At 69.9% G+C, this 14,958-nt stretch carries 14 protein-coding genes and 1 pseudogene; 8 read left to right on the top strand and 7 right to left on the bottom strand.

Annotated features, from left to right (window positions below; all coding sequences use genetic code 11):
• Nucleotides 1–7: 7 nt before the first annotated feature.
• Nucleotides 8–1,999 carry an arabinofuranosyltransferase gene (locus tag MOQ72_RS24000; RefSeq protein ID WP_242187798.1) on the bottom strand — a complete coding sequence of 664 codons (1,992 nt, stop codon included), beginning with the start codon at nucleotides 1,997–1,999 and terminating at the stop codon, nucleotides 8–10.
• Between the two features lie 154 nt (nucleotides 2,000–2,153).
• Between MOQ72_RS24000 and MOQ72_RS23995 the strand changes: the two genes are divergently transcribed.
• The gene (locus tag MOQ72_RS23995; protein WP_242187796.1) at nucleotides 2,154–2,771 is read left to right on the top strand and encodes a DUF2567 domain-containing protein; all 618 of its coding nucleotides are present in this window, start codon (nucleotides 2,154–2,156) and stop codon (nucleotides 2,769–2,771) included.
• Between the two features lie 60 nt (nucleotides 2,772–2,831).
• Here the strand turns inward: MOQ72_RS23995 and MOQ72_RS23990 are convergent, their stop codons facing one another.
• The 3 genes from MOQ72_RS23990 to MOQ72_RS23980 form a co-directional block, all read right to left on the bottom strand.
• On the bottom strand, nucleotides 2,832–3,827 hold the full coding sequence (locus MOQ72_RS23990; RefSeq protein ID WP_242187794.1) for a DUF8017 domain-containing protein: 996 nt from the start codon (nucleotides 3,825–3,827) through the stop codon (nucleotides 2,832–2,834).
• A gap of 334 nt (nucleotides 3,828–4,161) precedes the next feature.
• A complete protein-coding gene (locus MOQ72_RS23985) occupies nucleotides 4,162–4,839 on the bottom strand; it encodes an LON peptidase substrate-binding domain-containing protein (protein WP_242187910.1) in 678 nt (225 codons plus the stop codon).
• Nucleotides 4,840–4,913: 74 nt separating this feature from the next.
• Nucleotides 4,914–5,564 (bottom strand): NUDIX hydrolase, encoded by a 651-nt coding sequence (locus MOQ72_RS23980; protein ID WP_242187909.1) that lies wholly within the window; start codon nucleotides 5,562–5,564, stop codon nucleotides 4,914–4,916.
• A 152-nt stretch (nucleotides 5,565–5,716) separates the two neighbouring features.
• Between MOQ72_RS23980 and nadA the strand changes: the two genes are divergently transcribed.
• From nadA to MOQ72_RS23955, 5 genes and pseudogenes are all read left to right on the top strand, one after another.
• Nucleotides 5,717–6,733, top strand: a complete 1,017-nt coding sequence (nadA, locus tag MOQ72_RS23975) for a quinolinate synthase NadA (RefSeq protein WP_242187792.1) — start codon at nucleotides 5,717–5,719, stop codon at nucleotides 6,731–6,733.
• A complete protein-coding gene (locus MOQ72_RS23970; RefSeq protein ID WP_242187790.1) occupies nucleotides 6,730–8,334 on the top strand; it encodes an L-aspartate oxidase in 1,605 nt (534 codons plus the stop codon). The genes nadA and MOQ72_RS23970 overlap by 4 nt, the downstream gene beginning before the upstream one ends.
• On the top strand, nucleotides 8,331–9,179 hold the full coding sequence (gene nadC, locus MOQ72_RS23965; RefSeq protein WP_242187788.1) for a carboxylating nicotinate-nucleotide diphosphorylase: 849 nt from the start codon (nucleotides 8,331–8,333) through the stop codon (nucleotides 9,177–9,179). The genes MOQ72_RS23970 and nadC overlap by 4 nt, the downstream gene beginning before the upstream one ends.
• Before the next feature lie 110 nt (nucleotides 9,180–9,289).
• A pseudogene (locus tag MOQ72_RS23960) lies at nucleotides 9,290–9,727 on the top strand (Uma2 family endonuclease); the annotation flags it as partial.
• 87 nt (nucleotides 9,728–9,814) lie between these two features.
• A complete protein-coding gene (locus tag MOQ72_RS23955) occupies nucleotides 9,815–10,741 on the top strand; it encodes a CPBP family intramembrane glutamic endopeptidase (protein WP_242187782.1) in 927 nt (308 codons plus the stop codon).
• A gap of 70 nt (nucleotides 10,742–10,811) precedes the next feature.
• On the opposite strand, the gene MOQ72_RS23950 is transcribed toward MOQ72_RS23955, so the two are convergent.
• Both MOQ72_RS23950 and MOQ72_RS23945 read right to left on the bottom strand, forming a co-directional pair.
• Nucleotides 10,812–11,099 (bottom strand): hypothetical protein, encoded by a 288-nt coding sequence (locus tag MOQ72_RS23950; RefSeq protein WP_242187780.1) that lies wholly within the window; start codon nucleotides 11,097–11,099, stop codon nucleotides 10,812–10,814.
• 110 nt (nucleotides 11,100–11,209) lie between these two features.
• Nucleotides 11,210–12,001 carry a carbon-nitrogen hydrolase family protein gene (locus MOQ72_RS23945; protein WP_242187778.1) on the bottom strand — a complete coding sequence of 264 codons (792 nt, stop codon included), beginning with the start codon at nucleotides 11,999–12,001 and terminating at the stop codon, nucleotides 11,210–11,212.
• A 64-nt stretch (nucleotides 12,002–12,065) separates the two neighbouring features.
• On the opposite strand from MOQ72_RS23945, the gene MOQ72_RS23940 reads away from it, so the two are divergent.
• Nucleotides 12,066–12,692, top strand: coding sequence for a GntR family transcriptional regulator (locus tag MOQ72_RS23940; protein ID WP_242187777.1), 627 nt, complete (start codon nucleotides 12,066–12,068; stop codon nucleotides 12,690–12,692).
• A 34-nt stretch (nucleotides 12,693–12,726) separates the two neighbouring features.
• On the opposite strand, the gene MOQ72_RS23935 is transcribed toward MOQ72_RS23940, so the two are convergent.
• The gene (locus tag MOQ72_RS23935) at nucleotides 12,727–14,034 is read right to left on the bottom strand and encodes an MFS transporter (RefSeq protein ID WP_242187776.1); all 1,308 of its coding nucleotides are present in this window, start codon (nucleotides 14,032–14,034) and stop codon (nucleotides 12,727–12,729) included.
• A 95-nt stretch (nucleotides 14,035–14,129) separates the two neighbouring features.
• On the opposite strand from MOQ72_RS23935, the gene MOQ72_RS23930 reads away from it, so the two are divergent.
• Nucleotides 14,130–14,828 (top strand): DUF2848 domain-containing protein, encoded by a 699-nt coding sequence (locus MOQ72_RS23930; protein WP_242187775.1) that lies wholly within the window; start codon nucleotides 14,130–14,132, stop codon nucleotides 14,826–14,828.
• Nucleotides 14,829–14,958: the final 130 nt, after the last annotated feature.

Below are 14,958 nucleotides of genomic sequence, written 5' to 3'. Positions count from 1 at the left end.
GTGCGGCTCAGCGCCGGGCGATGATGGTGTAGGGGCCGACCTCGCGTTTGGTGAAGGCTGAGGAGTCGAACACCGCCGGGTCGAAGTAGACGTCGTAGTCCCGGACGTTCGGCTGTTGCGGGAAGGCGTCGCCCTTCAACTGCAGCACGAGCTTCCCGGCCTGGTTCGCCGGGACGTCCACAGTGGAATAACGGTTGGCCGGGTTGTTCAGGATGAAGACGTTGGGCGTCTTGAACCGGCTGGCGTGCATCATGCGCAGCAACTCGTCGCTGGTCTTCGCCGTGCTCCACCGCTGGATCTCGGCGGCGCGCTCGGCGTAGTCCGCCAGCGGGTTGGCGTAGTGCGGCGTCTCCTGCTGGAAACCCCAGTAGGGCTTGAAGGACATCAGCTTGTAGTCGGTGGTCAGCAGCAGGTTCTGCGTCGGCTCGCGCCCGGTCAGCTCGGCGATCGCGCGGATCTCGTCGTCGGTCCACGAACCGAGCTGGGCCGGGTCCCGCTGCCCCATCGCGTTGTCGCCGGTGGGGTAGTAGTCCTGGTAGGCGCGGTCGGCCGAATCCGCCAAGGCCAGCCCGATCGCGCCCTGGTTGATGGTGATCGCGCCGAGCAGCCCCAGCGCGCAGCCGACCATGCTGATCCGCAACGCGTACCGGGCGTCGAGCTTGCGCCGCAGGTAGCCGATCAGTTCCAGCAGCCCGAAAACACCGCCGACGGCCAGCGTCACGTCGAGGATCACGTTGAGCCGGAACGCCAGCAGCGTCGTCTTGGCGACCAGCGCGAGCGTCGACAGCACGAACCAGCCGTAGACCGCGAGCACGATGGTGAGCATCGCGGCAGCCACTTCACTGCGCCGACACCGCAGCAGCAACCACACCAGACCGGCCAGGCACAGCACCCCGAACGCGGTGCCCTGCAGCATCGGCACCGGCAGGAACGCGCCGTCGGCGGGCAGGTAGTGCTGCGCGGCGCTGCGCGGGTTGGCCAGCAGGAAGTGCGTCGACAGCAGGTACGGCAACCACACCAGCAGGGCGATGACCAAGCTGACGATGCCGATCGGCAGCAACCGCAGGAACAACTGCCGCACCGTCGGCCACAACGGCTGCCCCTGGTGCACCCGGAAGGCACCGATGAGGACCGCCATCAGCACGACCATCAGCACGGCGAACGCGAAGTGCAGGGTGTAGGTGATCGCCGCGAAACCCACGTAGCCGCCGATGCACACCAATGTCCACCGTGGAGCGTTCTCCTGCCTGCGCAGCGCGTGCCAGGCCAGCACCGCGACCGGCGCGAGCCACGCCGCTGAGGGCCACGCGTAGGGCTCCTCGATGCCGTGCAGCATCCCGGCCAGCGCCGTCACCAGCGCGGCGAGCAGTGCGAGGCGACGCCGCACCACGACGCTCCACAGCGTGAACGCGACGACGGTGGTCACCGCCACCCAGGCCAGCGCATACGGTTTGTACGCCGCCCAGCCCTCCCAGCCGATGAGGTTCGCGAACCGGCCGCCCAGCCAGAACCAGCCGCCGGGGTAGTAGGGCGAGGTGTCCGCGTAGTTCATGTCCGCCAGGCCCGGAGTGGCCGCCATCCGCGTCATGTACTGCATGCGGAACCCGTTGTCCACTGAGGACCCACCGTAGTAGAACCTGGTGGACTGCAACGGAATGGCCAGCGCGAGCGTGCTGAACGCGCTCAGCGCGACCCAGGTGCCCAGCAGTCGTGCCCAGCGCGGCGAACGCCGATGCCCGAAGGCCAGCAGCAGGAACAGCATTGTCAGCACCAGTGCGCTGCTCACGGTGGCGAGCGCTTCCGGTGCGTAGCTGGGCTCGCTGATGCCCAGCCGCACGACGGCGAACTGCAGCAGCAGGCTCACCACCGCTGCTACGAGCGCGCTCAGCAGCAGTTCGACCACGGTGCCGCGCAGCGGCAGCCGGACGGCCGAGTCCCGCCTCGGTTCGTCGATCGGGCTCGGGCCGGTCAGCAGCGGACTCGGCAGGATTCCCACCACTTCACGCGTCCTTCGGCGTAGCTGGCATGGGGGCTCGCGCAGAATAGTTGATGTGCGCCGCGCACCCCGCCATCGGGTGATGCGGCGACGGCGCGGTGGAGCGCTAGGGTGGCGCAGCAGAACGGTCGTGGTAGCTGCCAGGAGGAGGTGGCGGGTGGCGGACAGCCCGGTGGAGCCCAGCGGCACGCGCGCTGCCCCGCAGCGGATCGAGCCCGCGAGCGGGGTCGAGGACTTGGTCCCGCGGCTCGTCGCGCCAACGCCCGGCGTGGTCGTCAAGGCCGACCTGTTGCCTGCGTTGAGCGCGTTGTCGCTGGTCTCGCTGCTGGGCCTGCCGATCGGCTGGGTGTGGTCGCGGCTGGCGCCGCCGCAGGAGAGCGTGCTCGGCGAGCACGGCACGCTGACGCCGTTGCTGGTGGAGAGCTACTACCACGAGTTCGACGCCATCGCGATCTTCGCGCTGCTCGCCTTCGCTGCCGGACTGCTGACCGCGGCAGTGCTGTGGCTGATGCGCGGTCGGCGCGGCCCGGTGCTGCTCATCGCTGGTGCGCTCGGGTCGCTGGTCGCGTCTTGGCTGGGCATCCAGATGGGTGCCTCGTTCGCCGCCGGGCTGTACGCGATGCCGTCGAATCCGCAGCTCGGCGACCTGATCACGGTCGCCCCGGAGATCAGCACCCACTGGGTCCTGCTGCCCCAGCCGATGGCCGTCGCGCTCGGCTACGGCCTGGCAGCCTCCTGGAACGGCCTGGACGACCTGGGCCGCCGCCTGCACTGACCGGATCCCGCTCGCCCGGTCAGGGGAAGGTTCGCAAATTTCGCCAGAAATCGCCCGGTTTCAGGCCGGGGCGCCGCGGAAGCTCTGGGTGATCTGCTCCAGCGTGTCGATGGAAACCGCGTCCGGCACGTTCTGGTCCGCGGCGGTGACGAACACCACCGAGCTCTGCCCGTCGCTGTTCGTGGCGAGGACGCTGACCAGCACCGACGCGGAGTCGCAGGGGCCGGGTGCGGTCAACGTGACCTGAGCGGTGACCCGAACGGCGGGCGTGGTGCCGCCGGCGAGCTGCAGTTGCTCCGGCGGCCCCGGCACGATCACCGGTGCGTGGCCGTCCCGCGTGTAGGCCAGCGCGGCGAACTTCTGCAGGGTCTCGTTGGCGACCGTGGTGTCGTCCGGACCGTTGCGCGCGGTCGCGCCCGCCGTCGCGCGGTAGCTGTTCGCGTCGCCGGGGCAGAAGCCCAACTGGTAGTCGGCCACACCGGTCATCGTCACCGGATCGTCGGGTGGGCCGAAGCCGTGGATGTTGTCCGGGTTGGGGTCCAGCTTCCAGTTCGGCGGCACGTCGTACACCGCACCCCGCCTGGGCACCGACACCACCTGCCAGCCGGGCACCACCGGCGTCAGGTTCGGATTGGCCACCGCCGACGACGGCGACGCCGCGCTGGTGGTGGGCCGGGTCGGCGTGCTGCTGCGGGTGGGCGCCGCGGTCGGCGCGGCCTGGTCTCCGCCACCACTGGTGCTGAGCACGACGACGGTGGTGACGATGGCGATCACTGCGACTGCGGCGAGCGCGATCGCGGCGATCAGCGGGCCACGGCGTTTGCCCGGCGGCGTCGGTGGTGCCGGATAGCCGCTGGCCATGTTCGGGTAGGCGTACGGCTGAGCCGGGGGTGGCGGCTGCTGCGGCGGCTGGGCCTGGGAGAACGCCCCGAAACCCTGGTACTGCATACCGGGCTGCTGCCCGGACGGTCCGGGACCACCGGCCACGGGCTGCCCGGTGTGCGGATCGTACTGCTGCCGGTACTCGTTGGAGCCCCAATTGCCCGGTGAAGACATGCGGCGATCTTAAGAGAGGCGCGGATTGGTTTGCGTGGCGGTGCGGGTAGCGGAACCTCAACAGCGCTGTGCGGGGACACCCCGCACCCCGGGCTATCTCGTCTCCGGGATTCCCGACATCAGGTATGTCCGATACACCACGTCGGGGCTGTCCTCGCGGGGAGAACCCCAGAGGGGTGGGCCACCGTGAACCTGCGGCGGTGCAAGCTGCGAGCGCGGTTGAAAGCGGCTACCGCAGCTAGCCTGACGTCCGCCTGCGGTCACGCTCTCTAAAGCCTGCCCGCGAACCGCCGAGCAGCACTCAACACAGCAGGAACCACCGTGGATTGGCGGGTCAGTTGACGCTGGTGTGTTGGGCGAACTCCGTCAGCGGCGCTGGGACCGCGCGGAGTTCTCGGAGGAATTCCGCCTCTCGCAGCAGCAACCGGCGGACTTCGCGCAACCGCGCCAGGGGGTCCGTCTCCGCCAGGAGGTCCTGCCGGTCTTCGACCGTCAGCACGCAATCGTCGGCCAGCAGGTAGGAAAGCGTCGCCGCGTCGGCGTCTTCGCCGGGGGTTTCGCGCGGCCCGCCGCGCAGTCCGGTGGCGTGATACCGCTGGTAGGCCGCGCGGGCGGCGGTGGTGAGGTGTTCGCGGCGTGCTGGCGAGTCGTTTTCCGGGGCGGTGTCCGGCAGCCACTCGACGTTGGCCATCACGTACGGCGCGGCGCTCCGGTCGATCTGCAGCAGGCGGAACCGCCGCTCACCGTTGGCGCTGACGTCGTAGCGGCCACCCGGCAGCTGTCGCACCTGGTCCAGCAGCGCCGAGCAGCCTACGTCGTACATCGAGTCCACGTTGTCCTCGCCGACCTCCCAGCCCTGCTTGATCGCCACCACGCCGAACCGGCGGTCCGGGAGCTCCTCGCGGAGCAGGTCGGTGACCAGCTGCCGATAGCGCGGTTCGAAGATGTGCAACGGCAGGTGGCCGCCCGGGAGCAGCACGGAACCCAGCGGGAACAGCGGCAGCGTGTCCATCACGTGCCCCAACCTACTTCTCCGCTGCTCGGAAAGCAGCGTTGCGGATGTTGTGGGAGTTGCTCCTCGTCGGCTCAGCCCGGCGGCCGGAACACCGCGAACGGGTCCGTGACCTGGAGGTCTCGCGAGGTGAACTGGAACAGTGCGGGCGGACGGCCACCGGCTGGCCCGGCGGGCAGCGTGCGGCCGGTGGGTTCCAGCACGCCGCGCCGGGACAGCACGCGTTGCAGGTTGGTCGCCGCGACCTGGTAGCCGAGCGCGGCGGAGTAGATCCCGCGCAGCTCCGAGACGGTGAACTCGGCGGGCGCCAGCGCGAAGCCGATGTTGGTGTAGGACAGTTTGGCGCGCAGCCGGTCCCGCGCGGCCAGCACGATCTGCTCGTGGTCGAAGGCGGTCGCGGGCAGAGCGCCCACCGGGTGCCACCGGGTGTCGGCGGGCACTTCGGGGTCGATATCGGACGGGACGAGTCCGAGGAAGGCGGTGGCCACCACCCGCCGGCCGGGCACCCGGTCCGGGGCGCTGAACACCGAGAGCTGCTCGACGTGGGAGAGCTTGTGCACGTCGACCTTCTCGGCCAGCTGCCGCCGGATGGAACTCTCCACGTCCTCGGTGGCGGCCAGCCGTCCGCCGGGCAGCGACCAGCGGTGCACGTGGGGTTCCCTGGCGCGCTGCCAGAGCAGGACTTGTAGCTGGTCATCGCGGACTTGGAGCACCCCGGCCAGCACCTCGTGACCAACGTCGCTCTTGTCCGCACAACTCGCGGTGTTACGATGTGACACGTTTTCGATTATAAGGCGAAAACCTCGGAGTGGTTGATCCGGGGTGCTAGCGGAGCTTCCGGGCGAGCCTTTCCGGATGCCCCGGCGAGGAGGGCGAGATGGCCACGACTGCGACTTGGGAGCGCACCGAGACCGGTTACACGGGCGTGCGACCGACCGCTGACTGGGCGCGCGAGGTGCGCAGACTGGCCGACGAGCGGGATGCGGTGCTGCTCGCGCACAACTACCAGCTGCCGGAGATCCAGGACGTCGCCGACCACACCGGCGACTCGCTCGCGCTCAGCCGGATCGCGGCGGACAGCGGCGCGAGCACGATTGTCTTCTGCGGCGTGCACTTCATGGCCGAGACCGCGAAGATCCTCGGCCCGGACAAGACGGTGCTCATCCCGGACGCGCGCGCCGGTTGCTCGTTGGCCGACTCGATCACCGCCGACGACCTGCGGGCTTGGAAGACCGAGCACCCGGACGCCGTCGTGGTGTCGTACGTGAACACCACGGCCGAGGTGAAGGCGGAGACCGACATCTGCTGCACCTCGTCGAACGCGGTGGCGGTGGTGCGCTCCATCCCGGCGGACCGCGAGGTGCTGTTCTGCCCGGACCAGTTCCTCGGCGCGCACGTCCGGCGCGAGACCGGCCGGGAGAACCTGCACGTCTGGGCCGGTGAGTGCCACGTGCACGCCGGGATCAACGGACCGGAGCTCGCCGAGCGGGCGGCCGCGAACCCGGATGCCGATCTGTTCATCCACCCCGAGTGCGGCTGCGCGACCTCCGCGCTCTACCTGGCCGGGGAGGGCACCGTGGCCAAGGAGCGGGTGAAGATCCTGTCCACCGGCGACATGCTGCACGCCGCGCGGGCGACCGGGGCGCGTTCGGTGCTGGTGGCCACCGAGGTCGGGATGCTGCACCAGTTGCGCCGCGCCGCACCGGAGATCGACTTCCGGGCGGTCAACGACCGGGCGTCCTGCCGGTTCATGAAGATGATCACCCCGGCGGCCCTGCTGCGCTGCCTGCGCGAGGGGGCCGACGAGGTGCACGTGCCGCTGGACGTCGCCGAGCGCGCACGGGCCTCGGTCGAGCGGATGATCGCGATCGGCAAGCCGGGAGGCGGCGAATGAGCTGGGAAGCGGGTGCGGATCTGCTCGTCGTGGGCACCGGGGTCGCGGGCCTGACGGCGGCGCTGCGGGCCAGGGAGTTGGGCCTGCGGGTGCTGGTGGTCAGCAAGGACTCCGCTTCGGCGGGCAACACCGGCTGGGCGCAGGGTGGCATCGCCGTGGTCCGGCCCGACGAGCTCGATCCGGGCGACAGCCTGCGCGAACACATCGAGGACACGCTCACCGCTGGGGTGGGCCTGTGCTCCCGCTCGGCAGTGCGGGAGATCCTCTCGGAGGGCGCTGCGGCGATCAGCCGGTTACGTGCGGCCGGTGCGCACTTCGACGTTGGCGCGGACGGCGCGTTGGCGCGGACGCGGGAGGGCGGGCACAGCGCGTTCCGGGTGATCCACTCGGGCGGCGACGCCACTGGAGCGGAGGTCCAGCGCGCGCTGTCGGAAGCCGTGCGCGGCGGTGGGATACCAGTGCTCGAACAGCACTGCGTGGTCGAGTTGCTGCGTGGCGACAGCGGAGCTGTGGTGGGGGCGCTGGCGATGGATGCCGAGAGCAGGCCGGGCGTGCTGCACGCTCCAGCGGTTCTGCTGGCGACCGGTGGGCTCGGTCAGCTCTACGTTGCCACCACGAATCCCGATGTGTCCACTGCGGACGGTGTTGCGCTCGCGTTGCGGGCCGGGGCGTCGGTGGCGGACCTCGAGTTCGTGCAGTTCCACCCGACCGTGCTTTACGCGCCGGGCGGACCGCGTGGTCGTCGTCCGCTGATCACCGAGGCGGTGCGCGGCGAAGGCGCAGTGCTCGTCGACGTGCATGGTCGACGCGTCATGGACGGTGCGCACCCGCTGGGTGATCTGGCACCGCGCGACGTCGTGTCGGCGGCGATCAACCGGCGCGCCGCCGAAACCGGTGCGGAACATGTGTTCCTCGACGCGACGAGCATCGGCGCCGGGTTCGCCGAGCGGTTCCCGACGGTCTACGCGGCCTGTCGGGCGGCTGGGATCGATCCGGTCCGGGAGCCGATCCCGGTGGCCAGCGCCGCGCACTACTCCTGCGGCGGTGTCTTGTCCAGTGTGGACGGTCGTACCGGGGTCACCGGGCTCTACGTCGCTGGTGAGGTCGCTTGCACCGGCCTGCACGGCGCGAACCGGCTGGCTTCCAACAGCCTGCTGGAAGGGCTCGTGGTGGGCGGCCGCGCGGCCGCGGCCGTGGCGAAGGACCTCTGCTGCGGGCTGCTGAGCCGCAAGGGCGCAGGTGAGATCGTCCAGCCCGCGATGGCAGTGGTCGACCGGGATCTGTTGCAGCGCACCATGAGCCGGTACGTCGGCATCGGGCGCGACGACGAAGGTCTGGCGACCGCCACCAGGGTGCTCGACCACGCCGCCGTCGTCCGTCCGCTGCGGACTCGGCAGGCGGTGGAGGACTCGTCGTTGGCGCTGACCGCGCAAGCGTTGCTCGCGGCGGCTCGGCAGCGGGCCGAGTCGCGGGGCTGCCACCGCCGGACGGACTTCCCGGAGACCGATGACCTGCGGTGGCGGCGCAGCACCGTGCTCCGGCTGGACGCCTCGGGGTGGCTGATCCACACCGCGGCCGGGATCGAGAGGACGGCAGCATGACGATCGATCAAGACGTTGCCCTCGAAGTGGTGCGCAGGGCACTGGCCGAGGATCTGCGCTACGGGTCGGATGCGACCACCGAGGCGACCGTCTCGGCGGACGCGATCGCCGAGGCCGGGTTCAACACCCGCCGGGCCGGGGTGGTCGCAGGACTACCGCTGGTGCGACTGGTGCTCGACGACGTGCTGGGCGCAGAGTCGTACACGGTGCTGTCCGAGCGTTCGGACGGCGATGTCCTGGCACCCGGCGACTGCGTCCTGCGGGTGAAAGCGCCGGTCCGGGGCCTGCTCACGGCCGAACGCACGGCGCTGAACCTGCTGTGCCACCTCTCGGGTATCGCCACCGCGACCGCCGAGTGGGTAGCGGCGGTGGCGGGGACCGAGTGCCGGATCCGGGACAGCCGCAAGACGTTGCCCGGCATGCGGGTGCTGCAGAAGTACGCGGTGCGCTGCGGTGGCGGCGTCAACCACCGGATGGGCCTCGGCGACGCGGTGCTGATCAAGGACAACCACGTCGTGGCGGCGGGCTCGGTGGTCGCGGCGGTGCGGGCCTGCCGCGCGCACGCGCCGCAACTGCCGATGGAGGTCGAGGTGTCCACACTGGACGAACTCGATGCGGTGCTCGCGGAGGACGTGGGACTGGTCCTGCTGGACAACTTCACCCCGCAGCAGTGCGCCGAAGCGGTGCGACGCACCCGCGCGGTGTCGCCCAGCACGGAACTGGAGGCATCGGGTGGCCTGACCCTCGACGTGGCCCGCGACTACGCGGAAACGGGTGTCCAGTACCTGGCGGTCGGCGGCCTGACCCACTCCTCCCCAGCCCTCGACCTCGGCCTGGACATGTAGTCACTCGGTAGCGCTCGACAAGATCCCGATGAACCCGGTGCCACACGTCGTGCCCGAGACTCGTCTATTCAGAATCACAGCAGTGCGTCGAAGTTGCTGCGCCACCGCACTGCCTGCTGGTTGTCGAGGTGATGTCGCCGGGCTCCATCACCGCCGATCAGACCGACAAACCGGCCGCGTACGCGGCTGCGGGCATCGAACACTTCTGGCGCATCGAGAGCAGCGCACAGGACGAACGGCGACTGACCGCATTTCGCTACCGGCTCGACCCCACGACCCGGAGCTACGCTCCCGCTGGCGTGGACACCGACAAGCTGGCCGTGTCCGACCCCGTCGACCTGCGAATCTCATTCGCGAGGCGTCGAACGATCTTTTGGTGCGGACGGCTCAGTGCGGGACGCACGACGATGGCCCCGTCGACGATCTCGATGTCCGTGCACATCTCCGCGGGCAGCGCGTCGTACCCTGCGGCGTCGATTCCAGTGCCTGGTAGCAGCATCCAGTTGGGAATCATCGCGGTTTCTCCAGCAGGCGGTGGGTTCGGGTAGGGCTTGTGACTCGGAGTTGCACCGGAGATTACGCTTCGTGTCGGCTTTGTCTTTCGCGGCTTCGACTGATCGGGGGTTGGGATAGCTGTGGATACTTTGCAGTCCGAGCGGGTGCTTCCTTCGCCGTTGTTGGGCGGGATCTACCGGGCCCGGCGGCCCACCGGGCCCATCGTCGGGTTGGTCGTGGTGGTGGCCTGCCTGCTGGTGGGGCAGTCCGTGGTGGCGCTGGTGCTGTTCCCGCTGTTCGGGGTTTCGCCGGACGTCCTGGTGGGCGCCAGCATGGGGTTGGTCGATCAACTGGCGTTGATGCTCAGCTTCCTCGGCGCGACCGGGCTGCTGGCGTTGTGGATCTGGGGCAAGGAACGCCGTCCGTTCGGCAGCGTGGGGTTCTTCCCGGCCCCGCGCGTCGGCATCCACCTGTTGCTGGGCGCTGTCGTGGCGGTTGTGCTGCTGTCCGTGCCGGTGGTCGTGAACATCCTCAGTGGACAGTTGGATGCCAGTGCGTTCCGCACCGCGCAGGCGGGTGCCGCGGTCGTCGCGCTGGTCGGGTTCATCGCGCAGGCCAGCACCGAGGAGATCATCACCCGCGGCTACCTGATGCAGGTCACCTACCGGAAGTGGGGACTGACCGCCGCGATCGTCTTCCAGGCGGTGGTGTTCACCGTGCTGCACGGCGTCAACACGAACGTCAGCGCGATCGGCTTGCTCAACATCCTGCTGATCGCGCTGGTGCTGGCGTTCTGGGCGCTGGCCGAGGGCGGCCTGTGGGGGGTGTGCGCCTTCCACGTGGTGTGGAACTGGTGCCAGGGCAACGTGTACGGCATCGAAGTGTCCGGAATGGACATCCAGACCACGATGCTGGACATCAGCGGCGCACCGGGCAGCGCCGACTTGCTCACCGGGGGCCGCTTCGGCATCGAAGGCAGCCTGCTCACCACCGCGGTCCTCGCCCTGGCAGCAGCGCTGGCCGTGATCGCCTACCGCCGCAAGCTCACCGCGATGCGGGCGAGGTGAAGGGCACCATTTACCTAGTTAGTTGGTGAGAGGTGCCCTTCACCTCTGACCCGAACGGGGAACGGCGGGTTCAGATCTGGACGGCGACCTCGTAGGTGTCCACGCCCTCGATGGTCTGGCCGCTGGCCAGGGCGGCCTTGCGGCGCATCCGGTTCGCCGACTCGGCGCTGTCCTCCGCCGCCTGCTCGTCCGCCCACAACGTCACCGTCATGGCCCTGCCGCTGTCGCGGTCGACCAGGACGAAGGCACCGCGGAAACCGCCCAGCCGCTGGAGTTCCGGCCGCAGCCGGTCGACGCCCCGGACGAGTTGGTCGAGTGTTTCGGACGGGCCGGTGTAAGTAGCCACTCGCGCCTGCATGATGGCCCCCTCGGATCGCGCCCAGGATGCGCCCGCCCGGCACCCATCGCACGTCCGCCAGGAGTCGTGAGTGGTCATGGCCGTTCTAGCGACCATTACCGCTCACGACTTCAGAACCGTCGGTTGGCCAGCACCGGGACGGCTTGGCGGGCCTGCTCGACCGCAGCCGGGTCGAGGTCGACGACCAGGACGTCCGGCGCGTCGGCGAGTTGGGCGTGCACCTGGCCCAGCGGGGTCGCGACCAGGCTGTAGCCGATGCCGGTCGGCGCCTTGCCGCTGGGCTCCCGGCCGACGCTGCGCGGGTCGGCCTGGCCGCAGGCCACCACCCACGACGTGGAGTCCAGCGCGCGAGCGCGCACCAGCAGTTCCCACTGCTCGCGCTTGCCCTCCCCGGAACCCCAGGACGCCGAAGTGACGATCACCGACGCACCCTGGTCGGCCAACGTCGTGTACAGGCCGGGGAAGCGCACGTCGTAGCAGGTCGTCATGCCGACCTCGGTGCCGTCGAGGTCCACCACGACGGGCTGCGCGCCCGGCGCGACGGTCCGCGACTCGGCGAAGCCGAACGCGTCGAACAGGTGGATCTTGTCGTAGCTGGTGTCCAGGCCGCGGCCGGTGATCAGCAGAGTGTTGGTGACCCGACCGTCCTCGGTGGGGGTGAACATGCCCGCCACCACTGCGATACCGGCCTCGTCGGCCAGCCGCCGCACCTCGGTGGCCCACGGCCCGTCCAGCGGTTCGGCCAGCGGGCCGAGCTTGATCCCGAAGCAAGCCATCGTCGCTTCCGGGAAGACCGCCAGCTGGGCCCCGGCTTCGGCAGCCCGCCGCACGCCATCGGCGACCAGCTCCAGATTGGCCTTGGGGTCTGGGCCGGACACGATCTGGCACAGCGCAATCCGCATAACCACAACCATCCTTCGCTACCCGTTACGATGTTTGTATACACGTTATATGCAAGGGGGACAGGTGCCGTCCGGACGCGAACTCGCTTATGACCATCTCAAGGACACGGTCCTCAGCGACCCCGCCATGCAGGGGCAGTTCGTCAACGAGCAGGCGCTGGCCGACGAGATCGGCGTGTCCCGCACTCCCATCCGCGAGGCACTGCTGCTGCTCGCCGCCGAGGAACTGGTGCAACTGGTGCCCAAGCGCGGGGCTTACATCGCACCCGTCGGCGGCCGGGAGATCCGCGAGCTGTTCGAGATCCGCAGCATGATCGAGTGCTACGCGGCCCGCCGCGTCATCGAACTCGACGCCGTTCCGCTGGAACCGATGCGCGCCGAACTGGCGGGCCAGCGCCAACTCAGCGGCGACGACCAGGCCCGTGCGTTCATCGACCGCGACCACCGCTTCCACGCCGCGCTGGTGTGCGCGGTCGGAAACGACATGCTCAGCAAGACCTACGACGCGCTGCGGGCTCGCCAGATCCGCGCGGGCATCGTGGCCCTGTTCAGGGCCGGTGGGCGGCGGAAGGCGGTGCTCGCCGAGCACGAGGCGATCCTCGACGCGCTCGCCGCGGGCGACCCGGAGGCCGCCACGGCGGCGATCACGGCGCACCTGTCCGCGACGCAGCAGGTCCTGCTCGCGGGATGAGCCGTGGTTCGGTCGAACCACGGCGGTCTCGTTCTCAGCCAAGATCAGCAGCTCGCTGCGCGTTCGAGCGACCCAGGGACAGGCCGATCAGGGTGACAACGCAGGTTGCCGCGAGGTAGATCGCCGGTGCCACCCAGGTGTCGAAGTACGCGAACAGCGACGTGAACAGCAGCGGTGCCAGCGCGCCGCCGATGACGCCCGCCAGCGTGTAGGCCAGCGACGAGCCGGTGGAGCGCAGTGCGGTGCTGAACTGCTCGGACACGAAGGCCGCCTGCGGGCCGTACATCAGCGCGTGCCAGATCAGGCCGACGATCACGCCGACGATCAGCAGCGGCGCCGATCCCTCGCCGACCATCGGGAAGAACACGAACGGCCACACACCCGCGCCGATCGCACCCACCATGTAGACCTTGCGCCGACCGAACCGGTCGGACAGCGCTCCGGCCAGCGGCATCAGCCCGAGTTGCAGCGTCGAGCCGAGCATCACGCCGGTGACCGCCCAGCTCTGCGGCACCTTGAGCTGCTGGGTGGCGTAGGTGAGCACGAAGACGGTGAACAGCGCGTAGAGCACGTCCGGTCCGACGCGCGAGAGGATCCCCGACACCAGCGCGCGCGGCTCGCGGGTGAAGACCTCGCGCACCGGCGCACCGGCCTGCTCGCCCTTGTCCTGCAACTCCTTGAAGACCGGGGTCTCCTCCAGCTTCACCCGGATCCACAGGCCGAAGAGCACCAGCACAGCGGAGAGCAGGAACGCGACCCGCCACCCCCAGGACAGGAACTGCTCCTGGGTGAGCGCCGCGGACAGCGCCGCCAGCACGCCGTTGGCCAGCAGGTTTCCCGCGGGCGGGCCGACCTGGGCCGCCGAGGCCCAGAAGCCGCGATGCTTGTCGCTGCCGAACTCGCTGGACAGCAGGACCGCGCCGCCCCACTCGCCGCCGATGCCGACGCCCTGCGCGAACCGCAGGACCACCAGCAGCACCGCGCCGAGCGCGCCGACCTGGCTGTGGGTCGGCAGCAGCCCGATGAGGACGGTGGAGATGCCGGTGACCAGCAGCGTGATGACCAGGACCTGCTTGCGGCCCAGCATGTCGCCGAGGCGGCCGAACACGAAGCCGCCCAGCGGTCGGGACACGTAGCCGACGGCGTAGGTGGAGAACGCCAGCAGCGTGCCGGACAGCGGGTCGTGGCTGGGGAAGAACAGCTGGCCGAACACCAGTGCCGACGCCACCGAGTACGCGGCGAAGTCGTACCACTCCAGGGAAGTGCCGCTGAGGCTCGCGATGAATGCCTTCACCAGGTCCCGGCGAGCTGGGCGGTCGGTAGTCGGGGGCGCGTGAGTCATCGGGGGTCCTTGTCTCCGGCGGGTGGTCTTCCGGGCGGGAGCGACCAGTGGACGCCGCGCCCAGGTTACTGTGATACCAAATGTATACAACACGTATGCGTATACCGGAGGGCATTGTGTTTCCACTGCGTTTCAATGTCAACGACGACGTCGTCGAGGTCCGCGTGACGACGCTGCTCAACGGCGGCTATGCCGGTCGCAGCCAAGAGGACGTCGCCGCGCACGTCGCCGAGCTCGCCGAACTCGGCGTACCCGCGCCGACCAGGACGCCCTGCCTATATCCGGTGGCACCCTACCTGGCGATGCAGGTCGACGAGGTCCAGGCGCAGCACGGTCGCACCTCGGGTGAGGCGGAGTGGGCGCTGGTCGTCGCCGGGCCGGAGGAGCGGGACGTGCTGCTGACGGTGGCCTGCGACCACACCGACCGGGCCCTGGAGGTGCACGGCGTGGCGTGGAGCAAGCAGGCCGGGCCGGATGTGCTGGGCCGCAAGGCATGGCGGCTGGTCGACGTCGCCGACCGCATCGACGAGCTGACCCTGACCGCCTGGGCCGGTGGCAAGCAGATCCAGCAGGGCACCCTCGCCGAGCTGCTCACTCCGCAGTACTGGCTCGACGACCTGCGCGAACGGGGCTTGCTGCAGCCGGGCACCGCGCTGCTCTCCGGGACGATCCCGATGGACTCCGAGATCGACCAGTTCGCCGATTCCTGGCGGGTCGAACTCGGCGACCCGAAGACCGGCGACGTGATCGCCTGCGAGTACCAGGTCAGCCGCATGCCAGACCCCGTGGCATGACGGGTCGTGGGGGGGGGGAAAAACCCCCCCCCCCCGGGGGGGGGGGGCACCCCCCCCCCCCGGCAACAGAGCGCCCCCCCCCCCCGCCCCGCGGGCGGGCGCGCGCCCCCCCCCCCCGCGCACGCACCGG

The organism is Saccharopolyspora soli, assembly GCF_022678645.1.
GTDB classification, from domain to species: Bacteria; Actinomycetota; Actinomycetes; order Mycobacteriales; family Pseudonocardiaceae; genus Saccharopolyspora; species Saccharopolyspora soli.
This window is presented reverse-complemented; position numbering and strand designations above follow the sequence as displayed.